This is a genomic window from Streptomyces prunicolor, from assembly GCF_045162825.1.
In the GTDB taxonomy this organism is placed as follows: domain Bacteria; phylum Actinomycetota; class Actinomycetes; order Streptomycetales; family Streptomycetaceae; genus Streptomyces; species Streptomyces prunicolor.
Genome location: NZ_CP108676.1, coordinates 3680427 through 3704672, shown reverse-complemented (window position 1 = coordinate 3704672; position 24246 = coordinate 3680427). Strand labels below are relative to the sequence as shown.

The window sequence follows — 24246 nt, the reverse complement described above, 5'->3', positions numbered from 1 at the left end:
TCGGCGTGTCCACTGGTGACACGCCACATCCCCGTAAACCTCTTCCTCCCGGGCGTGTTCCGCCGGGAGAGGCCGTCTGCTCTGCAGGGCGGCTGGACTGCGGGGGTGCCGTCCCTGAGCTAGAGAGTGAGATCAGCGTGTACGCCATCGTGCGCAGCGGTGGTCGCCAGCACAAGGTTGCTGTCGGCGACATCGTTGAGGTTGACAAGATTTCCACTGCCAAGGTTGGCGACACGGTCGAGCTCTCGACCCTGCTCGTTGTCGACGGCGACGCTGTGACCAGCGACCCGTGGGTGCTGGCCGGCATCAAGGTCCAGGCCGAGATCGTGGACCACCACAAGGGCGTCAAGATCGACATCCTTCGGTACAAGAACAAGACCGGTTACCGCCGTCGTCAGGGCCACCGCCAGCAGTACACGGCGATCAAGGTCACTGAGATCCCCGCGGCTGCGAAGTAAGGGACTGAGGAGAGATGGCACACAAGAAGGGCGCATCGTCCACCCGGAACGGTCGCGACTCCAATGCCCAGCGGCTCGGCGTGAAGCGCTTCGGCGGTCAGGTCGTCAACGCTGGTGAGATCCTGGTCCGCCAGCGCGGCACCCACTTCCACCCCGGTTCGGGCGTCGGCCGTGGCGGCGACGACACGCTGTTCGCGCTGAACGCCGGTGCGGTGGAGTTCGGTACGCACCGTGGCCGCAAGGTCGTGAACATCGTTCCGGTCGCCTGAAACATCAGGTAACTGATCGGAAGCTTTCGCGAGGCGGACCTCACTTCCCTTCCGGGAAGCGGGTCCGCCTTTCGCGTGTTTCTACTGGTAGCAGCACGTAGCTGCGCCCCTAAGACTTTCCTGTACGTAACTGGAGGCACATCCCATGACCACCTTCGTGGACCGCGTCGAGCTGCATGTCGCCGCGGGTAACGGAGGCCACGGCTGTGCCTCCGTCCACCGTGAGAAGTTCAAGCCGCTCGGCGGCCCGGACGGCGGCAACGGTGGAAGGGGTGGGGATGTCATCCTCATCGTCGACCAGTCCGTGACCACGCTGCTCGACTACCACCACTCCCCGCACCGCAAGGCCACCAACGGCAAGCCCGGCGAGGGCGGCAACCGCTCCGGCAAGGACGGTACGGACCTGGTCCTGCCGGTGCCGGACGGCACGGTCGTGATGGACGGCGCGGGCAACGTGCTCGCCGACATGGTCGGCCACGGCACGTCGTACGTCGCCGCGCAGGGCGGCCGGGGCGGCCTCGGCAACGCGGCGCTGTCCTCGGCCCGCCGCAAGGCCCCGGGCTTCGCACTCCTCGGCGTCCCCGGTGACCTCCAGGACATCGTCCTGGAGCTGAAGACGGTCGCCGACGTGGCCCTGGTCGGCTACCCGAGCGCCGGCAAGTCCTCGCTGATCTCCGTGCTGAGCGCGGCGAAGCCGAAGATCGCCGACTACCCCTTCACGACCCTCGTCCCGAACCTCGGCGTGGTCACGGCCGGCGAGACGGTCTACACGATCGCCGATGTCCCCGGCCTCATCCCCGGCGCCAGCCAGGGCAAGGGCTTGGGCCTGGAGTTCCTGCGCCACGTAGAGCGCTGCAGCGTGCTGGTCCACATCCTGGACACGGCGACGCTGGAGTCCGAGCGCGACCCGATCTCCGACCTCGACATGATCGAGGAGGAGCTGAAGCAGTACGGCGGCCTCGACCGCCGTCCGCGCATGGTCGTCCTGAACAAGATCGACGTACCGGACGGCAAGGACCTCGCCGAGATGGTGCGCCCCGACCTGGAGGCGCGCGGCTACCGCGTCTTCGAGGTGTCGGCGGTCGCGCACACGGGACTCCGCGAACTCTCCTTCGCGCTCGCGGAGTTGATTGCCGCGTCGCGTGCCGCGAAGCCGCAGGAGGAGGCGACCCGGATCGTCATCCGCCCGAAGGCGGTCGACGACAGCGGCTTCACCGTCGTGCAGGAGGAGGACGGCCTCTTCCGCGTGCGCGGTGAGAAGCCCGAACGCTGGGTCCGCCAGACCGACTTCAGCAACGACGAGGCCGTCGGCTACCTCGCCGACCGCCTCAACCGCCTCGGCGTCGAGCAGTCCCTGATGAAGGCGGGCGCCCGCTCCGGCGACGGCGTCGCGATCGGCCCCGAGGACAACGCGGTCGTCTTCGACTGGGAGCCGACGGTGATGGCCGGCGCGGAGATGCTGGGCCGGCGTGGTGAGGACCACCGCTTCGAGGCCCCGCGCCCGGCGGCTCAGCGCCGCCGCGACACCCAGGCGGAGCGGGACGAGGCGACCCAGGAGTTCAACGACTTCAAGCCGTTCTGAGGCGCGGCGCGGGGCGGCTTTCGGGCGGCTGGGGCTGGGCGGTGAGTGTCCGGCGGGCGGGGTGACTGTCCGTCAGGCGTGCCGCCCGCTCGCCCCGCCCACCACTCACCCACCCCCGTCCCCCGTCCGGCCTCAAGATCATCCATCCCCGTGACCAATCTGGCCGAGACCCGTTGCTCCCGGAGTAACGGGTCTCTTGCTGTGCGCTCATTTGTCATGGACGCGATACTTACTGTTCAACGGGCGGGACTCCGCGCACTGTGAGGCTTCCAAGTGACCCAAGAGGCCAACGTCGCAAGGGAGTTCACCGATGACCGGAGCCGTATCACCCGATCGACGACGTTTTCTCGCGGCCGGTGCGGCGGTGCTGGGGGCCGCCGCTTCCGCCCAGCTCTGGCTGCCGACCTCGGCCCGAGCTGCCGAAACCCCGCTGCCCGACGGTGTGTTCAGCCTCGGTATCGCCTCCGGCGACCCGCTGCCCGACGGCATCGTGCTGTGGACGCGGCTCGCCCCGGACCCGCTCAACGGGGGTGGGATGCCGGATCAGGTCGTCCCTGTGGAGTGGGAAATCGCCGAGGACGCGCGGTTCAGAAAGCACCTGCGCCGTGGCATCGCGCCTGCGCGGCCCGAGTACGGGCACAGCGTTCACGTAGATGTACGGGGGCTGCGGCCCGGCCGTGACTACTGGTACCGCTTCCGTGTCAGCGGGCAGATCTCCGCCACCGGACGCACCCGCACCGCGCCCCACGCGAACAGCTCCGGCGGCCGGCTGCGCGTCGCGCTCGCCTCCTGCCAGAACTGGCAGAACGGCTACTTCACGCCGTACGCCGACATGCTGTCCCAGGACCCCGACTTCGTGCTCTTCGTCGGTGACTACATCTATGAGTCGGCGCCGTCGGGTGGCGGTCCGCGTCGGCACGAGGGGAGCGGGGAGCCGTACAGCCTCGTTCAATATCGGAATCGGTACGCGCAGTACCGCACCGACCCGGATCTGCTGGCCATGCATGCCAACACCCCCTGGGTCGTGACCTTCGACGACCACGAGGTGGACAACGACTGGGCGGGGGAGGTCCCGCAGGACCCCGCCCAGCAGTCGCACGACGCGTTCGTCGCGCGGCTGACCGCGGCCTTCCAGGCGTACTACGAGCACATGCCGGTGCGCGCGAGCGCCGTGCCGAACGGGCCGCACATCCAGATGTACCGGCGGCTCGAATTCGGTCGGCTGATGCGGCTCAACGTCCTGGACACCCGGCAGTTCCGCAGCGACCAGGCCACCACGCAGGCCGGCGCCGAGGACCCGGCGATGACCATGATGGGCGCCGAGCAGAAGGCGTGGCTGCTGAAAGGGCTGCGGCACTCGCCCGCCCGTTGGAACGTCATCGCCTCGCAGATCATGATGGCCGAGACCGACATCCTGCTCGGCGCGGGCAAGCAGTGGTTCTACGACGCCTGGGACGGCTACCAGGTCGAACGCAACGCCCTGCTGGAGGACTTCAAGTCCGTCCGCAACCCCGTGGTGCTCAGCGGCGACCGGCACCTCACGATGATCAGCGATCTGAAGGAGGACTTCGCCGATCCGGACTCCGACGTCGTCGGCGCCGAGTTCGTCGGCACGTCCATCTCCAGCAACGGCGACCAGGACCAGGCCGCCTTCCACGCCCAGTGGGACCCGCTGATGGCGGACAACCCGCACTGGAAGGTGATCGACGCCCACCGCGGCTACCACCTGTTCGACATCCGCAAGGACGGCATCGACGCGCAGGTGCGGGTCGTGGACACCGTGCTCAAGCCCACGGCGACGCCGAGCACATACGCGGCACTCCGGGTGGAGGCGGGCCGACCCGGGGTGGAAAAAGTGTGACACTTTTCGTGAAAGTGTCACACTTTTTGGAAACATGAACCCTGTGTGGCGGGAGCCTGGGACTCATCTGTGTCCCAGGCTCCTCTCAGGTCTAACTCAGGAACAACTCTTACCGTCCGTTAACCATGGAGACGGATTGTATTAAGGAAGCGCTGCCCGTCGGGACCCGGCTGCTGCACATCGGCCCGCACAAGACCGGGACCACGGCCATCCAGGGCGCGCTGTTCGCCGCGAAGGACGCGATGCCCGCACACGGCGTCGACTTCCCCGCGCACAGCAGGCACCCGATGGAAGCGGCCCTCGCCGCCTGCGCCCGGCCCGCGATGATGGGCGACACCGTGCCCACCGACAAACACTGGACGCGTCTCCTCGACGCCGTGCGGGCCACCGGCGACCGCACCTCGGTGATCAGCAGCGAGTTCTTCGCCGACGCCGAGGACGACGAGACGGTCGCCCGGATCGTGGAACAGCTCGGCGGCGAGCGCGTGCACATCCTGATCACCCTGCGCCCGCTGGCGAGGATCATGCCCTCGCAGTGGCAGCAGTACGTGCAGAACGGCCTGCGCATGGGTTACGACAACTGGCTGGAGCACATGCTCCGCAAGGCACCGTACGAGCAGCCCAACCCCAGCTTCTGGCGCCGTCACCGGCACGACCGGCTGGTGGAGCGGTGGACGCGGGCGGTGGGTCCCGAGCGGGTGACCGTCGTCGTGGTCGACGACAGTGACCGGGACGGGCTGCTGCGCACCTTCGAGGCGCTGCTCGGACTGCCCGCGCATCTCCTGCGGCCGGTTCCGGACGCGGCGAACCGTTCTCTCACCCTCGCCGAGACCGAAATGCTGCGGAAGCTCAACGTCGAATTCCGCGGCAATGGACTCCCCGACGAGCTGTATTCCAAGCTCGTGCGCAACGGCGCGGTCATGCATATGAAGAATGCGTGCAGCCCGACTCCGCAGGACGTGAAGATCACCACGCCTCAGTGGGCGATCGAGGCCGCGGGCGCGATCGGCGCCGAGATGGCCGGGACGATCGCCGCCACGGGCGTACGGGTCGTAGGGGACACGGCACTGCTTTCGGCCGTGCCGGAGGCTGTGGCCAAGGTGTCCGGGGCGCCGCGGATCGCACCCGACGTGGCCGCGCAGGCGCTCTACGGGGCGCTCGCGGCGGTCGCGGCGGCGCCCGTGCGGCATACCACGCCGGCGAAGGCGCGAACGGTTCACCAGACCTCGTCGAAGGAACTCGTACGGGTTCTCGGTCACCGTTGTCTGAAGAAGTTGCGGCGCCGCTGAGCGCGTCATCGTTCGGTTACCGGCAGTGCAAGATGAATGACAGGTGTCGCGCACATATGCGGTGGAGGTCACTCGCCTTGCACTGCGGTAACCGCGAGTGGGACCATTTGCGAGTTCCCCATTGTCCCGAGGTAGGTCAAGGTCACCTGTGTCGCACATAGCCAAGCCCCGCACCACCGCAGTGATCCTGGCCGGCGGTACCGGCCAGCGGGTGGGTCTCTCGATCCCCAAGCAGCTGCTGAAGATCGCCGGCAAGGCAGTCATCGAGCACACCTTGACCACCTTCGAGAACGCCGACTCGATCGACGACATCATCGTCCTGATGGCGCCGGGCTACGTCCCGGACATCGAGAAGATCGTCGCCAAGGCCGGCTTCCAGAAGGTCACCCGGATCATCGAGGGCGGCGCGACGAGGAACGAGACCACCGAGCGCGCCATCACCGCGCTCGGCGAGGGCCTGGCCGAGGGCGAGGACCGCAACGTCCTCTTCCACGACGCCGTGCGCCCCCTGCTCTCGCGGCGCGTGATCGACGACTGTGTGATCGCCCTGGAGCGCTTCCAGGCCGTCGACGTGGCCATCCCGTCCGCCGACACCATCATCGTGACCCGCACGCACGGCGACGACGGCGAGTTCATCACCGAGATCCCCGACCGCTCCCGGCTGCGCCGCGGCCAGACGCCCCAGGCGTTCAAGCTGTCCACGATCCGCCGCGCCTACGAGGTCGCCGCCGGTGACCCCAACTTCCAGGCCACGGACGACTGTTCGGTCGTACTGAAGTACCTGCCGGACGTGCCGATCCACGTCGTCGCGGGCGACGAGTACAACATGAAGGTCACCCAGCCCGTCGACGTCTTCATCGCCGACAAGCTCTTCCAGCTCGCCTCCACCGCCGCGCCCGAGCAGGTCGACGAGGCCGCCTACCGCGAGCTGCTCACCGGCAAGACCCTGGTCGTCTTCGGCGGCTCGTACGGCATCGGCAAGGACATCGCCGAGGTCGCCGAGGGCTACGGCGCGACCGTGTACGCGCTGGGCCGCTCGACCACCGGCACGCACGTCGAGAACCCCGAGGAGGTCGACGACGCGCTGTCCAAGGCGTACGGCGAGACCGGGCGCATCGACTACGTCATCAACACCGCGGGCGTGCTGCGTATCGGCAAGCTGGCCGAGACGGACAACGCGACGATCGAGGAGGCGCTGAAGGTCAACTACCTGGCGCCCGTGCAGATCGCCCGTTCCGCGTACAAGTACCTGGCCGAGACCAAGGGCCAGCTGCTGCTCTACACCTCCAGCAGCTACACCCGCGGCCGCGCCGAGTACAGCCTGTACTCCTCGACCAAGGCCGCGATGGTCAACCTCACGCAGGCCCTGGCGGACGAGTGGGCCGGCGACGGCATCCGCGTGAACTGCATCAACCCGGAGCGCACCGCCACCCCGATGCGCACCAAGGCCTTCGGCCAGGAGCCCACCGGCACGCTGCTCTCCTCCGAGGCCGTGGCCCGTACCTCGCTCGACGTGCTGCTGTCCGAGCTGACCGGCCATGTCATCGACGTCCGCCAGCAGGACCCGACGGCCGGTGCGGCCAAGGCCTCCGGCTTCGAGGCCGCCCTCGCCTCGGTCCTGGACGTCCAGGACGGCGTTTAATTAAGCCTGCTTCTGAGATCCCGGTAAATTACTCGAAACCCCCAAGAGCAGGTTTATCAGTGATTTCCACCGCTATTCGCGTGGCCCGGGTGGGCAGCGCGGCTGAGCTGGCCGCCGCCGCCCTGATGATGCTGGGATACCCGGCCCTCATGCTGGCCGCCCTCATCCCGAGCGTCCCCGCCTTCGCCGCCGCGACCGTCGTGACATACGTCGCGGACCACTACCTCCACCGCCAGGCCAGCTACCTGATCAACCGCCTCAGCAAGGTCAGAGCGGGCCTCTCCATCCGCTTCCTGATCCGCCAGCTGCTGCTGATCCTGCTGCTGGCCCGCATGGACCTCTCCGACCACCTGATCTTCTACGGCGCGATCGCCTGCTTCATCGCCTTCTACGGCCTCCAGGCCCCGCACGGCGCCGTCGTCACGCTGATCCGCAACCGCCGCCGGATGCCGGTCGCCACCCGCAACGTCGACCTGGGCGCACGCATCAACATCCCGGACGCCCCGCCGTTCGGCCTGCTGGAGCGCTCCGCCGAGAAGATGCTCCACCTCGACCTGTTCGCCGTCGTGGGCCTGCTGATCTCCGCGCAGCTGGACTCGGCCGTCGCCGCCTTCATCGGCATCGGCGTCACCCTGTTCCTGGGCACCCTCTACGTCGTCGCGCTGCTGCCGTACATAAGGGGTACGAAGATCCCGCCGACGCCCGAGGTCATCCTCGAAGCCGTCGACGACTGGCTGCACGAGTACAAGCCGCAGACGGTGCTCTGCTTCTCCGGCTCCAAGGACTCGGCGTACCAGGTCAACATGTGGCTGGAGACCATGGAGCAGCTGGACACCCGGCCGCTGGTCCTGCTCCGCGAGCGCGTCATACTTCAGAACCTCGCCCCCACCAAGGCCCCCGTCATCTGCGTGCCCGGCGGTGTGCACCTGATGAACATGGACCTGTCGAGCGTGCGCGTCGCGCTGTACGCGGCCAACGTCGGCAAGAACATCCACCTGCTGCGCGTCCCCACCATGAAGCACGTCTTCATCGGCCACGGCGACAGCGACAAGCTGGCCAGCGTCAACCCGTTCAGCAAGGTCTACGACGAGGTGTGGACCGCCGGCCGCGCGGGCCGCGACCGCTACGCCATCGCCGACGTCGGTGTCCGCGACGACGACATCGTCGAGGTCGGCCGTCCCCAGCTCGCCCCGATCCAGACCTGGCAGGGCGTCCCCGAGGGCCGTATCCCGACCGTGCTCTACGCGCCGACCTGGGAGGGCTGGGACAACGACCCCGGCAACACCTCTCTCCTGCTGGCCGGCGAGAACATCGTGAAGAAGCTGCTCAAGGCCGACCCGCCGGTGCGTGTGCTGTACAAGCCGCACCCCTTCACCGGCACGGTCAGCGCCGCGGCCGGTTCCGCGCACCGCAAGGTCACCGCGCTGGTCGAGAGGGCGGCGATCGAGCGCGCGAGCGACCCGCGCTTCCAGGCCGACACGACCGCCCGGACCAAGGCCAAGGCCGACCTGGCCCGCATCGAGGCCCGGATCAGCGAGCTGTCCGGTGGACCCGCCGACAAGGGCGACGAGGCCGAGCTGACCCGTGACGGCGTGGTCGACCTGGCCAAGTACGAGGAGATCGCCCGGCTGCGCGCCGAGTGGAACGACGCGTACTGGACCTCCGTCGGCACCTTCGAGCACCGCGTCATCTCGGGTGCCGAGCCGCGCCTGTACGACTGCTTCAACGTGTCCGACGCGATGGTCTCCGACATCTCCAGCGTGGTCTCCGACTTCATCGCGAGCGGCAAGCCGTACGCGGTCACGGACTCGGCGAAGCTGGGCGTGGAGGAGTTCAAGCGGCAGAACACGGCGGTGCGCGCGGCCGTGATCCTCTCCAACAAGGCTGCGGAACTGGGCGAGTTGCTCGCGGCGGTCCGCACCCCGGACGCCGACCCGATGGCCGAGGACCGCAAGGAACTCAAGGAGTACCTGCTCGGTCCCGACGAGCCCACGTCCATCGAGCAGTTCAACACCGCGGTGGAGAACCTCGCGCTGAAGTCCGAGACGCGGAATGTCGGGCAGGAGCGGGTGGCGACAACGGAGGCCGAACTCACGAGCTGACCCGCGCGAGTCAGTACTTGGTCAAGAAGAGCCCGGTTTTTGGGGAGTGATCCTCGAAAACCGGGCTCTTTTGCGTATCCCCTGCTGACGGAGGACAACCGATCCACGCGGTCGGCCGTCTTGTAGATGGCGCTTCAGCAGATGCGGGGGAAACACTCCATGGACGAAGGGGGACGCGTGACCGTGACGCAGCCTGATGTGACCGTGGTCGTCGGGGCGTACGAGGCGATGCCGTACCTGATCGAGTGCCTGCGCTCGGTCGAGGCGCAGACGCTGGACCCGGCCCGCATCGAGGTCATCGCCGTGGACGACGGTTCGACGGACGGCACGGGGGAGTACCTGGAGGAGTTCGCGGCCCGCGCCGCGACCCACGTCACCGTGATCCACCAGGAGAACTCCGGCGGCCCCAGCTCCCCACGCAACGTCGGCCTCGGCAAGGCCAGCGGGCGCTACGTCTTCTTCCTCGACGCCGACGACCGGCTCGCCCCGGAGGCGCTGGAGCGCATGGTCGCGATGGCCGACCGCAACGGCACGGACGTGGTGCTCGGCAAGGTCGAGGGCATCAACCGGGTCCCGCCCAAGGCTGCGTGGGTCCAGACACTGGAGCGCACCGACGTCTTCCACTCCAACATCAAGTTCACGCTGAGCGCCCAGAAGCTGTTCCGGCGGGCGCTGTTGGAGCGGCACAGTATGCGGTTCGACGAGTCGCTGTTCACCGGCGAGGACGCGCTGTTCACGATGGAGGCGTATCTCCGGGCCGACGGGGTCTCCGTCATCGCCGACCACATCTGCTACTACCTGGTCGGCCGGGACGACGGCAAACACGTGACGAAGAGCGGGAGTTACACCCTGCGCTTCGACTCCGCGCGGGCCCTGATGAACCTCATCGCGGAGATGGTCCCGCCGGGGGTGGAGCGGGACAAGCTGATGGTCCGGCCGTTCCTGGTCACCCTGCTTCCGCAGTTCGGCCCGAAGTACGTGGGGGACAGCGAGCGGGTACGGCGCCACAAGTTCGAGCTGGCCAAGCCGTTGATGGCCGCCCACTGGACGCCCGAGGTGGCCGTACGCCTCAAGGTCGACGAACGGCTGCGACTGCAGCTGGTGGCGGAGGAACGTCCCGAACTCCTGCTGGCGGTGGCCGAGTTCGTCAAGTCGAAGAAGCGCCCCGATGCGGTGGTGGAGAAGCGGGGGCGTCGGGTGTACCTGGCGTATCCGCACTTCCGCTCCGCGGCGGCGGGGCTGCCGGACTCGGTCTACCTTGCGGAGCCGCGGGAGGCGCGTGAGGTGGAGGGGTATCGGGAGGGGGGAGCGAGTGTGTTCTTGCGTCGGGTGGCGCGGAAAGTACGTCGGGTGCGGGTTCGTCGTGGCTGGTCGCGCAGTTCCCCGCGCCCCTGAAAGGCACCGGTCGGCCCGCGTTTTTAAAGGGGCGCGGGGCTGTGACATTAGCGGCTCCGCCGCGGGGCGCGACCAGCTACGACGCACCCGCACTCTGAACTCAACCCTCCTGTCCGCAACCTGGACGAACGTGCACAGGGCAACCCGGTTCGCGTAGATTGCCAGCCGGACCTACCCGAGGGGAACGCGCACGTGGCAGGGGCAAGGCAGGCCGTGACCGAGGCCCGCAGGATCGTCGTCAAGGTGGGTTCCTCCTCACTGACCACCGCGGCCGGCGGCCTCGACGCCGACCGCGTCGACGCACTCGTCGACGTCCTCGCCAAGAGCCGCAGCGGGGGAGAGAAAGAGGTCGTCCTCGTCTCCTCCGGTGCCATCGCCGCCGGACTCGCCCCGCTCGGACTCCGCCGCCGCCCCAAGGACCTCGCCCGCCAGCAGGCCGCCGCCAGCGTCGGACAGGGCCTCCTCGTCGCGCGCTACACCGCCTCCTTCGCCCGGTACAGCATCCGCGTCGGACAGGTCCTGCTCACCTCCGACGACATGAGCCGCCGCTCCCACCACCGCAACGCCTCCCGCACCCTCGACCAACTCCTCGCCATGGGTGCCCTCCCGATCGTCAACGAGAACGACACCGTCGCCACGGACGAGATCCGCTTCGGCGACAACGACCGGCTCGCCGCCCTTGTCGCCCACCTCGTCCACGCCGACCTGCTGGTCCTCCTCTCCGACATCGACGGCGTCTACGACGGCGACCCCAGCAAGCCGGGCACCTCGCGGATAGCGGAAGTCCGGGGACCGCAGGACCTCGCGCACGTCGAGATCGGCAGCGCGGGCAAGGCCGGCGTCGGCACCGGCGGCATGGTCACCAAGGTGGAGGCGGCCCGTATCGCCGCCGCCGCCGGTATCCCCGTCGTCCTGACCAGCGCGGTGCACGCCACCGACGCGCTGAGCGGCGGCGACACGGGGACGTACTTCCACGCCACCGGGAAGCGGTCCGCCGACCGGCTGCTCTGGCTGCAGCACGCGTCCACGCCCCAGGGCTCGTTGACCCTCGACGACGGTGCCGTACGCGCGGTCGTACAGCGCCGTATGTCACTGCTGCCGGCCGGAATCGCCGCCGTCGAGGGCGAGTTCAGCGCGGGCGACCCCGTCGAACTCCGGGACGGCGAAGGGCACGCGGTGGCCCGGGGGCTCGTCAACTTCGACGCCAAGGAGATCCCCCAGCTGCTCGGCCGCTCCACCAGGGAACTGGCGCGGGAGCTGGGACCGTCGTACGAGAGGGAAGTCGTACACAGGGACGACCTGGTGATCCTGCACCCGTAGAACACCTGTTGGTCCTGCCCCGTGGAACAACCGAACCGTCCGCCCCGGGCCCGCGGTCGAAAAGGGCGGGAACGCCCGCCCCGGGCGACAGCCGTGAGGTGGACCTTCCGTGCTGTGCTCACCCGGGGGACGCTGAGTCCGACAGCCGCTGCGCGGCGGGCCGGACCCCCGGTCGCCTCCAGGCCTCCCGGTCGAAAAGGGCGGGAACGCCCGCCCCCGGCGACAGCCGTGAGGTGGACCTTCCGTAAAAGCGCCACGCGGACGCCTTCGGCCTGCTCAACTTTGTCTCAGGGACAAATTCCGCGCGAGCACCGCAGCTCGACCGTTGCGTAAGGAGGCCGTCGTGAGACGAGTGCGCCCTGGGGCGGCGGCGTCCCGCGGTGGTGTCACCTCCCGCGCGCCCGGCGAGGAGCGCACGCTGACGAGCGTCGCGGCCGGCGCCCGGTACGAGGGCGAGGAACCCAAGGACCTGCCCCGGCTGTGGCATGTCACCCTCAGTGTCTCCGGCGGCGAGGCCCCGCTGAAGGAGGTGCGGCGCGGTCTGGAACAGCTCGCCCACGACCACCCCTTTCTGCTGACCAGCCGCTACGCCAACGACCACGCGGAGATCCGCTACTGGGAAGAGGCCCGCGACCTGCACGACGCCGCCGCCGTCGCGCTGCGCCTGTGGGGCGAGCACCGCCAGACCGCCAAGTTGCCGCCGTGGGAGATCGTCGGCCTGGAGGTCATCGACCGCGAGACCTACCACCAGCGCATCTCCGAGGGATACGGCCCGCTGCCCGCGACCCCGGTGGGCGTACACCCGTTCTAGGAACCTCAGGGTCTGTTTTGAGCCGTCTTCGGCGCCTTCCGCGCCTGTCTCGCGCTTTGGGATAGCCGGTGGACGCCCCCGCAGGGCGCACTACCCTTCCCTCATGACCACGCTCTCGCCGTACGACTCCCTGTCCCCGGTCACGCAGGCCGCGTACCGCGCCAAGTCCGCCGCCGCCGACCTCGCGCCGCTGCCGCGCGCCGAGAAGGACGACGCGCTGCTCGCCATCGCGGACGCGCTGGAGGTCCGTACGAGCGAGATCGTCGAGGCCAACGCCAAGGACATCGCCAAGGCCCGCGCGGCCGGCACCAGCGAGACGGTCATCGACCGGCTGACGCTCACGCCCGAGCGCGTTCGGGCCATCGCCTCGGACGTACGGGACGTCGTCGCGCTGCCCGACCCGGTCGGCGAGGTCGTCCGCGGCTCGACCCTCCCGAACGGCATCGACCTGCGCCAGGTCCGTGTCCCTCTCGGCGTCGTCGGCATCATCTACGAGGCCCGCCCGAACGTGACCGTGGACGCCGCCGCCCTGTGCCTGAAGTCCGGCAACGCGGTGCTGCTGCGCGGCTCCGCCTCCGCCTACGAGTCCAACACCGCCCTCGTGCGCGTCATCCGCGACGCGGTCGGCGGCGCCGGACTGCCCGCCGACGCCGTCCAGTTGGTGCCCGGCGAGAACCGCGAGAGCGTCCGCGAACTGATGCGCGCCCGGGGTCTCGTCGACGTGCTCATCCCGCGCGGTGGCGCCTCCCTGATCCAGACCGTCGTCAACGAGTCGACCGTCCCCGTGATCGAGACCGGCGTCGGCAACTGCCACGTCTACGTCGACGCCGACGCCGACCTCGACATGGCGATCGACATCCTGATCAACTCCAAGGCCCAGCGGCCCAGCGTCTGCAACGCCGCCGAGACCCTCCTCGTCCACCAGGACATCGCCCCAGAGTTCCTGCCGCGCGCCCTGGACGCCCTCGCCGAGGCCGGCGTCACCGTGCACGCCGACGAGCGCGTGCTCGCCTACGCCAAGGACTCCGAGGCCACGGTCGTCGAGGCCACCCCGGAGGACTGGGACACCGAGTACCTCTCCTACGACATCGCCGCCGCCGTCGTCGACTCGCTCGACAAGGCCGTCCAGCACATCCGGCTCTGGAGCTCCGGCCACACCGAGGCGATCGTCACCAGCTCCCAGCAGGCCGCCCGCCGCTTCACCCAGCTGGTCGACTCCACCACCGTCGCCGTCAACGCCTCCACGCGCTTCACGGACGGCAGCCAGTTCGGCTTCGGCGCGGAGATCGGCATCTCCACCCAGAAGCTGCACGCGCGGGGCCCGATGGGCCTGCCGGAGCTGACGAGCACCAAGTACATCGTCACGGGCGACGGGCACATCCGCCGCTGAGGCCCCGCCGTTCGGCATATGCGGTAGGCATAACGCCTCGTCGGGGGAGAGACGTCTCACACAACGGATGAATTTCCCTACCGGCTGCCCAAATTGACCCCCCAGGTCTACTCTGGAGAGGTGCCGGAGGACGTGGGGGGCAGGCCGTTTCCTGACGGCTGGGAGCCCGACGACGACCACGACCGCGGAATGTCGGACGAAGAGTTCGCATCCGTGGTCTTCGACGAGGCCTTCATACGGGCGGCCGTAGTACACGAGCCGACCGCGGTCGAGCGCCTCCTTGCCGCCGCGCAGGCGAGAGCCGAGGCCTCCGAGGCCGAATCCCGCCGCGCTCAGCACGGCAGACGCGCACGAGGCGACGACGACCCCTTCGAGGACGCCTACGGACGCGAATTCGGCCATGATCCGGAACTCGACGACCTGGACGACGCCGATCTCGTCGAGGGCCGCTACGGCGCCCCGGGCACCTACGGCAAACAGGTCCGCTGGCACCGCCCCGTCGCCTGGCTGCTCGCCCTCGTGATGGGCATCGGCATGGTCGCCCTGGCTTTCTCGGCGGTCTACCGCGGCGCGTCCTCGGGCGGCCGGGACCGCGTCCCGCCACCGGCCTCCACCGGAGTGGAGCAGGCCACGGCGGCGGCACCCTCCGCTTCCGCCGACAACTCCCAGCCACCGCTGTCCGCGGTACCGCGCACGCCCTGAGCGATCTGTGAGGGGCTCGGTGAGAACCTGTCAGAACTTGTCGTGTAGCAGGGCGTTTACCTGAGGCTCCAGAGACCTACTCTGAAAGTATGGGCGGTCCAGGAGACCCACCCGAGGGGATGCCCGAGGGCGCTCCCGGTGGTGGTGAGGACGAGTACCGATCCGTCGTCTTCGACGAGTCGTTCGTCCGCGCTGCCCGGCTCCAGGAGTTCTCCGCGCAGGAGCGCATGGCCGACCACGCACCCGCCGTCCGCCGCCGCCCGGCCCTGCGCCGCGGTCTCTCCCGCCAGGCCCTGATCCTGGTCATGCTGATCGCCGTCGCCTTCGGCACCGCGATCTACATGGGTGTACGGCATCCGTACACGACCCCCACGGCCCAGCAGCCCGCCGAGCCGCTGCGGATGACCGTCATCCCGCTGTCCCCCCAGGGCAAGGTGCCGGGGGCGGCCGACGCCGAGGACCTCTACGCGCACAGCCCCGCCGCGCAGTTCTCCGTCGGCGCCGAGGGCCTACCGCTGCCGGCCGCGCGGCGCACCTCGCACTTCTCGGACAGCCAGGTCATCGCCGCCCTCAGCACCGCCAAGGACTACATCGTGGAGTCCTCGCTCTACCCGGCCGTCCTCACCGGCGGACAGATCCGCCCCGCGCGCGTCCTCGTCGACCCGGACCAACTCGACCAGTTCGACCAGAGCTTCGAGCACCCGACCGCCGACGGCCGCCACGAGCCCACCGGATGGCTGGTTCGCTTCGACCCCTCACGCGTCCAGCTGGCCGACAGCAAGATCCGTGTCCAGGGCACCCTGCAGGCCACCGAGATCGACTCGTCCACCCTCGAAGTCACCGCCGACGGAACCTTCGTCTACGCGCTGCGGTCCACCGGCTCGGCGGCCTCGGTAGGCTCCGGCGGCCAGGCCCAGGTGTCCCTGTTCACCGTCCGCCGCGAACTGCACTTCCGCTTCGACCGCGACGACCTGCGCATGCACCAGGCCCAGCTCGTCGTCTCCTACGTCCAGGCCGGGCCGCTGTCCTGCGCCGAGGACTCAGTGACCCATCTGCGCCCGCTGCTCGCCGGCCAGACCGCCAAGGCGGGCGGCCCGGCCGGCACGGACCCGTACGCGACGGGCAGCGCGACGGCACTGTGCGGATCACTGGCGACGAGCGCGCAGCCGAAGGTGTGAGTTCCCTGAATTTCCACGCCGGGGGCCGCGCTCGGTGGTGGTCGTGCACGGCCGCCGTACGTGATGGATGAGCGAGGTCGGTCCTCAGTCGCGCGGCGGGGTGTCGTCCGTGGGCGGCTGCTCCGTGCCGTTGGCCGAGCCCGTCGGCGGCTCGTCCTGCGGGGTCGAACTCGCGAAGCCGCCGAAGCCGCGCCGCACCCGGCCGCCGAGGTCGCCCGCGCCGCCGGCGAAGTCGCTGACCAGCTTCATCAGCGGGTCCTTGGAGTTCTTGACGTTGCTCGCGTAGCTCGCCGCCGACTCGCGGAACGAGTCCGAGACCGAGGTGTCCTTGTCCTCGCTGCGCCGCGGGTAGTGCCCGTCCATGATCCGCTGGTACTCGCGGGACGCGGCCCACTTCTTCAGCTCGGCCGCCCGCACGGTGGTGAACGGGTGGGAGCGGGGCAGCACGTTCAGGATCTTCAGCACCGAGTCGCGCAGGTCGCCGCCCGACTCGAACTCCTCGGCCTGCTTGAGGAAGGCGTCCACGTTCATCTCGTGCAGGTGGTTGCCGCCCGCGATCTTCATCAGGCCGCGCATCGAGGCCCGCAGGTCCTGGCCGACCAGCAGACCCGCGCGGTCGGCGGACAGCTCCGACTTGCGGAACCACTCGCGCAGCGCCGTCACGATCGCCAGGATCGCGAGGTTGCCCAGCGGGATCCAGGCGACCTTCAGGGCCAGGTTGGTCAGGAACAGCAGGATCGTGCGGTACACGGAGTGGCCGGACAGCGCGTGGCCCACCTCGTGGCCGACGACCGCCCGCATCTCCTCCTCGTCGAGCAGCTCGACCAGGCCGGTGGTGACGACGATGATCGGCTCGTCCAGGCCGATGCACATCGCGTTGGGCTGCGGGTCCTGGGTGACGTACATCGGCGGGACCTTCTCCAGGTCCAGGATGTAACAGGCGTCCCGCAGCATGTCGTTGAGGTGCGCGAACTGCTGGTCCGACACGCGCACCGAGTCGGACAGGAACAGCAGCCGCAGACTGCGCTCGGGCAGCAGCCCGCTGAGCGCCTTGAACACCGTGTCGAACCCGGTCAGCTTGCGCAGCGCCACCAGGGCGGAGCGGTCGGCCGGGTGCTCGTACGCACGCGAGGAGATCCCCGGGAAGCGCCGGCGCTGCCTGCTCGGCACGTTCTCGTGCGCGTTCTGCTCTTGGCCGTCTTCGGACATGTGGTCCCCCATGTGCGTGTGAGTGCCCTGAGTGCCCCCGAAGCAGAGCCCAGCCTAGGCGGAGATACCGTTGACGGGCAGTACAGCGAAGGAGTCAACGCATGGAGCCCCATTCCGCAGCCGCCTGGCTCGCAGAGGCCGCGAGCGCGGCCCCCCGGCAAGGGTCGGGGGATCTGCTCAGGGTCGTACTGATCGTGATGTTCCTCGGCTGCATCCTGACCGCGTGGTTCCTGCTGCGCGGGTACAAACAGAAGGACGACTGAGACGCCCGTCGAGTTCCCTGCCGACGCCCATGTCGCGTTCCCAATGGCGGAGTCGGCGTGATCGCCGCCGGGGCGCCCGCTTACCATGGGCCGACATCTTTATCCCGCCCACACCGGATAGGTTCTGCTGAAGATGAGCATCCACGGCACTGCTGCCCAGTTGGTCACTCTTGCCGCCGAGGGGGAGGGCGGGGGCAACCACGAGAGCCTCCAGCCGATCATCACCGGTGGCGGCGCGTTCCTCCTCCTCATGCTCCTGCTGTGGATCACCACCCGCTTCAACCGCGACCGCTAGGTTCTGCCCGTTCTGTCCGCCGGACGGGTCTCGGGGCCTTCACACCGGGCCGGTAGGGTCTGCACGCATGGGAGAGCAGGACATGCCTACCGGTCCGGCGAACGACACGACGCGCGGCACGGAGATCCGAATGGCGAACGGCCCGCGCAACAACGGCCCGTCGAACCCCGGCAAGCGCCGTCTCGGCGTCATGGGCGGAACGTTCGACCCGATCCACCACGGGCACCTCGTGGCGGCCAGTGAGGTCGCCGCGCAGTTCCATCTGGACGAGGTGATCTTCGTCCCGACCGGTCAGCCGTGGCAGAAGACCGACCGCAAGGTCGCGCTGGCCGAGGACCGCTACCTGATGACGGTCATCGCGACCGCCGAGAACCCCCAGTTCTCGGTGAGCCGTATCGACATCGACCGCGGCGGTCCCACCTACACCACGGACACCCTGCGCGACCTGCGGGCGCTCAACCCGGACGCGGACCTCTTCTTCATCACCGGCGCCGACGCCCTCGGCGCGATCCTGACCTGGCGGGACGCGGAGGAGCTGTTCTCCCTCGCGCACTTCATCGGGGTCACCCGCCCCGGCCACACGCTGACCGACCCGGGCCTCCCGGAGGGCGGCGTCTCGCTGATCGAGGTTCCCGCGCTGGCCATCTCCTCAACAGACTGCCGTGCGAGAGTCGCGAAGGGAGACCCCGTCTGGTACCTGGTGCCCGACGGAGTCGTGCGCTATATCGACAAGCGCGAGCTGTACCGCGGCGAGTGAGCCGAGAGGGGCACCGGTGAACGACCGATACGACGCCGGGTACGGCGGCGACCAGTACGAACTCGTCGGCTACGACGAGTACAACCAGCCTGTCTACCGGCAGGTCCCGGCCCAGCAGACCCAACAGCCCCCGCAGCAGCAGCCGTACGACCCGTACGGGCAGCAGCAACAACAGGGCTACGCCTACGACCTGTACGCGACCGGCACCCAGCAGCAGCCGTCCCCGTACGACACGGGCACCCAGCAGCCCTACGACACCGGCCAACAGGCGCCCCAGTCCGGCTACGACCCGTACGCCACCGGGACGACGACGGCCTACGACCCCTACGGGCAGACCGCGACCAGCGGACAGCAGCCCCGGGTCGCCGAGCAGACCGCCTACATCCCGCAACAGGCCGGTCCGGCCGAGGACACGGAAGCCGAAGACCCGAAGACCCCGGAGACGGGTGAACGGGACTACCGCACCGAGCAGTTCGCCTTCGTGGAGGAGCCGACCGACGACTCCGAGGACGTCATCGACTGGCTGAACTTCACCGAGAACCGCACCGAGCGCCGCGAGGAGGCCAAGCGCCGCGCCCGCGGCCGCATGGTCGCCCTCGTCGTGGTCCTCGCGCTCGTCGCGTCCGGCGGTGTCGGCTACCTCTGGTACGCGGGGAAGCTCCCCGGAGTGTCCTCGTCCGCCTCGAAGTCGGGCACCACGACGGCCGCCGGCGCCCAGAACCGCGACGTGATCGTCGTCCACCTGCACAACACCTCGAAGGGCGGCACCTCCTCGGTGCTGCTCGTCGACAACACCACCCTGAAGCAGGGCACCACCGTGCTGCTGCCCAACTCCCTGGCCCTCACGGACGACGACGGCAACACGACGACGCTGGCCAAGTCGGTCGACGACGACGGCACTTCAGGGACCGTCGACCAGCTCAACACCGTCCTCGGCACCGACATCGAGGGCACCTGGCGCCTCGACACCCCCTACCTGCAGAACCTGGTCGACCTCGTCGGCAACATCGACCTCGACACCAACGCCGACGTGCCCGACCCGGCCGCGACGAAGAAGAACGCCGCGCCCCTCGTCCACAAGGGCAAGGACCAGACCCTCAGCGGCAAGATGGCCGTCGCCTACGCCACCTACCGCGCCTCCGGTGAGGCCCAGAACGCCCAGCTGGAGCGGTTCGGCCAGGTCATGCAGGGCGTGCTGCGCCAGTTGACCTCCGACCCGACGGCGGCGACCACCACCGTGCAGACCCTGGCCCAGATCCTGGACCCCCCGCTCACCGACAAGGACCTCGGCACCTTCCTCGCCAAGCTCGCCGACCTCGCCAAGAGCGGTGACTACAAGACCGCCCTGCTGCCCGTCCAGAACGACGGCACCCTGACCGCGCAGGCCTCCGCCAGCGTCGTCAAGGACATCCTGGGCGGCACCGCGAAAAGCCCCGACGAGGGTTCGGCGGTCCGGGTCGCCGTCCAGAACGCCACCGGCGTCAAGGACGACACCGAGAAGGCCCGCGTCGTCCTCCTCAACGGCGGCTTCACCTTCCTGGAGGCCGGCACGGCGTCCACGGCCTCGGCCACGTCCAAGATCACGTACTCCGACGCGGCCGACAAGGAGAACGCCACCGAGGTCGCCAAGACCCTGGGCCTGCCCACCAGCACCGTGACCAAGGGCACAGTCTCGGCGAACGCGGACGTCTCGGTGATCCTCGGCACCGACTACAAGCCGTCGTCGTCCTCGTGACGCCGTAGCCGTGCCGTCGTAGCGGTGTGGTCGTGACGGAGAGCACGCCCCGGAGGCCGGAGCCGGTGTCCCGGCCGGTCTCCGGGGCGTGCTCCGTTTTTCACGTGGGGGGCCGTCCGCGGTCCGTGAGACCCTTGAGGTCTGTTGACCGCCGACCGAAAGCCGCGTAGTGACCGCCACTGACCGCTCCATCGAGCTCATCTCCGCCGCCGCCCAGGCGGCCGCCGACAAGCTCGCGCACGACATCATCGCCTACGACGTCAGCGATGTGCTGTCGATCACGGACGCCTTCCTGCTGGCCTCCGCTCCCAACGACCGTCAGGTCAAGTCGATCGTCGACGAGATCGAGGAGCGGCTGAACAAGGAACTCGGCGCCAAGCCGGTGCGCCGCGAGGGCGACCGTGACGCCCGCTGGATCCTGCTCGACTACGTCGACATCGTCGTCCACGTCCAGCACAGCGAGGAGCGCGTCTTCTACGCCCTGGAGCGGCTGTGGAAGGACTGCCCCGAGCTGGACCTCCCCGCCGAGGCGAAGGCCACCCGCGGCAAGGCTGCCGAGCAGGCCAAGCTGCAGGCCGAGGAGGACGCCTCCGAGTTCGGGGAGGTGCGGTGAGCGCCGGGGCCGACGGCCGCAAGGCGGGCCGGGGCCGCCGCGTCATCCTGTGGCGGCACGGGCAGACCGCGTGGAACGTGGAGCGCCGCTTCCAGGGCACCACGGACGTCGAGCTCACCGAGACCGGCATCGGCCAGGCCCGCCGGGCCGCCCGGCTGCTGGCCTCCCTCAAGCCGGACGCGATCGTCGCCTCCGACCTGAAGCGGGCGGCGAACACGGCCGCCGAGCTGGCCGCCCTCACCGACCTCGACGTCACCCACGACGAGGGCCTGCGGGAGACCTACGCGGGCGTCTGGCAGGGGCTGACGCACCGGGAGATCATCGCCCGCCACGGCGAGGAGTACGCCGCGTGGAAGCGCGGGGAGCCGGTGCGCCGCGGCGGCGGCGAGCTGGAGAGCGAGGTCGCCGACCGGGCCGCTCCCGTCGTGCTGCGGCACGCCGAGAAGCTGCCCGAGGACGGCACCCTCGTGGTGGTCAGCCACGGCGGCACGATCCGCACCACCATCGGACGTCTCCTCGGTCTGGAGTCCCAGCACTGGGAGAGTCTCGGCGGCCTCTCCAACTGCTGCTGGTCGGTGCTCGGCGAGGGCGCCCGCGGCTGGCGCCTGCTGGAACACAACGCCGGCACGCTCCCGGAACCGGTGCTCGGCGACGACGACTGAGCGGCCCTCCAGGGCCCCGACCCCGGATTTCACTTTCCGGCAGGTCGCAGGCTAAAGTTCTTCTTGTTCGCCCCGCCGAGCGGGAAGAACGTAAGGGGCTATAGCTCAGTTGGTAGAGCGCCTGCATGGCATGCAGGAGGTCAGGAGTTCAATTCTCCTTAGCTCCACAGATGAACACTCTTGAGTTGTCAAGGATCGAGAGTCGTCCACGATCGAATCGATGAGATCCCATCCCTTTCAGGGGTGGGATTTTTTCGTCGCTGTCAGCGCCTCAGTACGGAGCCGAGTCTCCTCGTCGGCCGGGGTGTAGACCACGATCCGGCACTCCGGCATGCCGTTGACCGACAACGACACCGAGGTCATCCGCATCTCGCCCACCTCCTCATGCCGGAACGTCTTCACCCGCCGCCCCGGCTCCGCCACGTCCCCGCTCTTCCACAGCCGCGCGAAGAGCGGACTCGCCGCCGACAGCCCCCGTATGAACTCCTCCCAGACGGGCTCGCCGGTATGCACTCCGTAGGCCGAGCGCAGCGTCGCCACCATCACCGGCAGCTCCGTCTCCCGGTAGAGCAGCGGACACTCCTCCTCCGGGACCGTGAACAGCTTCCACAACGCGTTCGGCATCGGGCCCGGCGGCAGGGGATCCAGCCAGAACACCGTCCGGTAGGGGGAGTTGGTGGCGAGGATGTCGTACCGCGCGTTGTAGACCACCGCCGGGCGCGGATCGAGGGCGTCGAGGATGCCCTGGATCTCCGGCCCCACCGACCGCGGGATCACCTCCGGCGGATGCGCGTACGGCACCTCGGCCAGGTGGTACAGATGCTCGCGCTCCGGCGCGTCGAGCCGGAGCGTGCGCGCCACGGCGTCCAGCACCTGGGCCGACGCGTTGATCGGGCGCCCCTGTTCGAGCCACGTGTACCAGGTGACGCCCACTCCGGAGAGCTGCGCGACCTCCTCGCGGCGCAGCCCCGGCGTACGCCGTCGAAAGCCCGGCGGCATACCGACGTCGTGCGGTGTCACCCGGGCGCGCCTGCTGCGCAGAAACGCGGCCAGCTCGGGCCGGCGGCGCTGTGTCGTCCCCATCCCCATCGTCACATCCCCCATGTTCGACGCCCGACTCGGTCCCTGCCAGGTGCTGCCGGTACCAGCATCAGCGGGCTCTCGGCACCCGTACCGGAGCGCCCCCACGCTCGACCGCATGACGACATCACCCCGGACGGAACCGGATTCCGCACCCGTTCCAACTCCTGCCACCAGTAAAGACCCTGGCACTGACAATCGCCGTGGGCCGATGCTCGCGGTGCTGCTCGCGGCCCTGTTCATGGCGCTGCTCGACGTGTTCATCGTGAACGTCGCCGCCCCCACCATCGGCACCGAACTCCACGCGTCCGGCGCCGACTTGCAGCTCGTGATCGCCGGATACACCATCACGTACTCGGTGCTGCTGATCACCGGCGCCCGGCTCGGCGACCGGCTCGGTCACGCCCGGGTCCACCTCGCCGGGCTCGCCCTGTTCACCGCCGCCTCGCTCGCCTGCGGGCTGGCCCAGGGCTCGACCGAGCTGATCGTGTTCCGCCTGATCCAGGGTTCCGGCTCGGCGCTGATGATTCCTCAGGTGCTCAGCCTGATCCAGCGGCACTTCGTCGGCGAGGCCCGGATGCGGGCGCTCGGCGTCTACTCGGCGGTCATCGCCGTCGGCGCCGCGGCCGGACAGATCCTGGGCGGTGTCCTCGTCAGCGCCGACCTGTTCGGTACCAGCTGGCGGCCGGTGTTCCTCGTCAACGTGCCCGTGGGTGTCATACTCCTGTTCGTCGGCAGGCGCGTGCTGCCGAGGGGCGCCGGGGCGGAGCCGGAGCGCGCACGGGCCTTCGACGTGCCGGGTCTTGTGCTGCTCGCCTCGGCGGTCTCGCTGCTGACGGTGCCGCTGGTGCTGGGGCAGGAGGAGGACTGGCCGCTGTGGTCGTGGCTGTCGCTGATCGCTTCGGCGGTGCTTTTCGCGGCGTTCTGCGTGTACGAGTCCCGGCTCGCCCGGCGCGGTGGAGCCCCGCTGATCGCACCGCGTGTGCTGCGTCACCCGGGTATGGGTCTCGCCGTCTTCCGGATCCTGGCCGTGATGGCCATCAACGCCGGTTTCCTGTTCGCGCTCACTCTGCACGTCCAGGGCGGCCTCGGCTTCAGCGCGCTGCGCGCCGGTCTCACCTTCGCGCCGACCGCGGTCGTCTTCGGGGCGGTCGGACTGACCTGGGGCAGGTGGCCGGCGGCCTGGCAGCGGGCGCTGACCCCGCTCGGTTTCGTGATCACGGTGCCGGCCGTCCTGGGAGTCGGCCTGGCGTTCGAAGGCGGTGACCGCGGCGGGGCCGTACTGTACGTGGCGTACGTCGGCGTGGGGGCGGGGCTCGCGCTCGCCTTCAGTCCGACGCTGACCCGGGCCCTGTCGACCGTGCGGCCCGAGGACGCGGCGGACGCCAGCGGACTGCTGTCCACGGTCGCGCAGCTGGGTCAGCTGATCGGGGTCGCGGTTTTCGGCACACTGTTCTTGAACCGGCTTGAGTCACTTGGGGCCCCGGGGGCGTATACCTCTGCGAAGGCGCTTTTGGCGTGCGTGTTCGCGCTGGCGGGGACGGCCGCGGTGGGTGCCGTGTCCGGACTGGTACTGAGGCGTCGCTGACCGTATTGGTCCGGCCGTGGCAGAATCAAACGGCCGGAAGGGGGC

General features: G+C 69.3%; 22 protein-coding genes and 1 tRNA gene. 21 read left to right on the top strand and 2 right to left on the bottom strand.

Annotation, left to right across the window (positions count from 1 at the left end):
• Positions 1 to 137: 137 nt before the first annotated feature.
• The 13 genes from rplU to OG588_RS16520 all read left to right on the top strand — a co-directional run bounded on the left by rplU (position 138) and on the right by OG588_RS16520 (position 15999).
• On the top strand, positions 138 to 458 hold the full coding sequence (gene rplU, locus OG588_RS16580) for a 50S ribosomal protein L21 (RefSeq protein WP_006374708.1): 321 nt from the start codon (positions 138 to 140) through the stop codon (positions 456 to 458).
• A 14-nt stretch (positions 459 to 472) separates the two neighbouring features.
• Positions 473 to 727: a 50S ribosomal protein L27 gene (gene rpmA / locus OG588_RS16575; RefSeq protein WP_019063244.1), complete on the top strand. Its 255-nt coding sequence runs from the start codon at positions 473 to 475 to the stop codon at positions 725 to 727.
• 145 nt (positions 728 to 872) lie between these two features.
• Entirely contained in the window at positions 873 to 2309 is a 1437-nt protein-coding gene (obgE, locus tag OG588_RS16570; protein ID WP_366091570.1) for a GTPase ObgE, read from the top strand.
• A 310-nt stretch (positions 2310 to 2619) separates the two neighbouring features.
• The gene (locus OG588_RS16565; protein WP_405947967.1) at positions 2620 to 4170 is read left to right on the top strand and encodes an alkaline phosphatase D family protein; all 1551 of its coding nucleotides are present in this window, start codon (positions 2620 to 2622) and stop codon (positions 4168 to 4170) included.
• A gap of 125 nt (positions 4171 to 4295) precedes the next feature.
• The gene (locus tag OG588_RS16560) at positions 4296 to 5459 is read left to right on the top strand and encodes a hypothetical protein (protein ID WP_405947966.1); all 1164 of its coding nucleotides are present in this window, start codon (positions 4296 to 4298) and stop codon (positions 5457 to 5459) included.
• A 148-nt stretch (positions 5460 to 5607) separates the two neighbouring features.
• Positions 5608 to 7101 (top strand): SDR family NAD(P)-dependent oxidoreductase, encoded by a 1494-nt coding sequence (locus tag OG588_RS16555; protein WP_405947965.1) that lies wholly within the window; start codon positions 5608 to 5610, stop codon positions 7099 to 7101.
• 59 nt (positions 7102 to 7160) lie between these two features.
• The gene (locus tag OG588_RS16550) at positions 7161 to 9203 is read left to right on the top strand and encodes a hypothetical protein (RefSeq protein WP_405947964.1); all 2043 of its coding nucleotides are present in this window, start codon (positions 7161 to 7163) and stop codon (positions 9201 to 9203) included.
• Positions 9204 to 9380: 177 nt separating this feature from the next.
• Positions 9381 to 10598 (top strand): glycosyltransferase family 2 protein, encoded by a 1218-nt coding sequence (locus OG588_RS16545; RefSeq protein ID WP_405947963.1) that lies wholly within the window; start codon positions 9381 to 9383, stop codon positions 10596 to 10598.
• A gap of 213 nt (positions 10599 to 10811) precedes the next feature.
• Positions 10812 to 11918 carry a glutamate 5-kinase gene (gene proB / locus OG588_RS16540; protein WP_405953137.1) on the top strand — a complete coding sequence of 369 codons (1107 nt, stop codon included), beginning with the start codon at positions 10812 to 10814 and terminating at the stop codon, positions 11916 to 11918.
• 352 nt (positions 11919 to 12270) lie between these two features.
• Complete coding sequence (locus tag OG588_RS16535; RefSeq protein WP_405953136.1) at positions 12271 to 12729, top strand: hypothetical protein; 459 nt, start codon at positions 12271 to 12273, stop codon at positions 12727 to 12729.
• Positions 12730 to 12832: 103 nt separating this feature from the next.
• Positions 12833 to 14119 carry a glutamate-5-semialdehyde dehydrogenase gene (locus tag OG588_RS16530; RefSeq protein ID WP_266856657.1) on the top strand — a complete coding sequence of 429 codons (1287 nt, stop codon included), beginning with the start codon at positions 12833 to 12835 and terminating at the stop codon, positions 14117 to 14119.
• Positions 14120 to 14212: 93 nt separating this feature from the next.
• The gene (locus OG588_RS16525; RefSeq protein WP_393041791.1) at positions 14213 to 14821 is read left to right on the top strand and encodes a hypothetical protein; all 609 of its coding nucleotides are present in this window, start codon (positions 14213 to 14215) and stop codon (positions 14819 to 14821) included.
• An 89-nt stretch (positions 14822 to 14910) separates the two neighbouring features.
• Positions 14911 to 15999 carry a hypothetical protein gene (locus OG588_RS16520; protein ID WP_026151392.1) on the top strand — a complete coding sequence of 363 codons (1089 nt, stop codon included), beginning with the start codon at positions 14911 to 14913 and terminating at the stop codon, positions 15997 to 15999.
• An 84-nt stretch (positions 16000 to 16083) separates the two neighbouring features.
• On the opposite strand, the gene OG588_RS16515 is transcribed toward OG588_RS16520, so the two are convergent.
• Complete coding sequence (locus tag OG588_RS16515) at positions 16084 to 17208, bottom strand: M48 family metallopeptidase (protein WP_366091577.1); 1125 nt, start codon at positions 17206 to 17208, stop codon at positions 16084 to 16086.
• Positions 17209 to 17309: 101 nt separating this feature from the next.
• On the opposite strand from OG588_RS16515, the gene OG588_RS16510 reads away from it, so the two are divergent.
• The 7 genes from OG588_RS16510 to OG588_RS16480 all read left to right on the top strand — a co-directional run bounded on the left by OG588_RS16510 (position 17310) and on the right by OG588_RS16480 (position 21700).
• A complete protein-coding gene (locus tag OG588_RS16510) occupies positions 17310 to 17471 on the top strand; it encodes a hypothetical protein (RefSeq protein ID WP_033285921.1) in 162 nt (53 codons plus the stop codon).
• A 133-nt stretch (positions 17472 to 17604) separates the two neighbouring features.
• The gene (locus OG588_RS16505) at positions 17605 to 17766 is read left to right on the top strand and encodes a hypothetical protein (protein ID WP_043676433.1); all 162 of its coding nucleotides are present in this window, start codon (positions 17605 to 17607) and stop codon (positions 17764 to 17766) included.
• 67 nt (positions 17767 to 17833) lie between these two features.
• Positions 17834 to 18523 carry a nicotinate-nucleotide adenylyltransferase gene (gene nadD / locus OG588_RS16500; protein WP_026151393.1) on the top strand — a complete coding sequence of 230 codons (690 nt, stop codon included), beginning with the start codon at positions 17834 to 17836 and terminating at the stop codon, positions 18521 to 18523.
• Positions 18524 to 18539: 16 nt separating this feature from the next.
• Entirely contained in the window at positions 18540 to 20258 is a 1719-nt protein-coding gene (locus OG588_RS16495; protein WP_405947962.1) for an LCP family protein, read from the top strand.
• A gap of 169 nt (positions 20259 to 20427) precedes the next feature.
• Positions 20428 to 20871, top strand: a complete 444-nt coding sequence (rsfS, locus tag OG588_RS16490; protein ID WP_405947961.1) for a ribosome silencing factor — start codon at positions 20428 to 20430, stop codon at positions 20869 to 20871.
• The gene (locus tag OG588_RS16485; protein WP_019063262.1) at positions 20868 to 21533 is read left to right on the top strand and encodes a histidine phosphatase family protein; all 666 of its coding nucleotides are present in this window, start codon (positions 20868 to 20870) and stop codon (positions 21531 to 21533) included. Before rsfS ends, OG588_RS16485 begins: the two co-directional genes overlap by 4 nt.
• Positions 21534 to 21627: 94 nt before the next feature.
• Positions 21628 to 21700: transfer RNA gene (locus tag OG588_RS16480), tRNA-Ala, on the top strand.
• Between the two features lie 70 nt (positions 21701 to 21770).
• Here OG588_RS16480 and OG588_RS16475 read toward each other — a convergent pair.
• Positions 21771 to 22616: a helix-turn-helix transcriptional regulator gene (locus OG588_RS16475; protein ID WP_405947960.1), complete on the bottom strand. Its 846-nt coding sequence runs from the start codon at positions 22614 to 22616 to the stop codon at positions 21771 to 21773.
• A gap of 208 nt (positions 22617 to 22824) precedes the next feature.
• Between OG588_RS16475 and OG588_RS16470 the strand changes: the two genes are divergently transcribed.
• Entirely contained in the window at positions 22825 to 24201 is a 1377-nt protein-coding gene (locus OG588_RS16470; protein WP_405947959.1) for an MFS transporter, read from the top strand.
• Positions 24202 to 24246 lie beyond the last annotated feature (45 nt).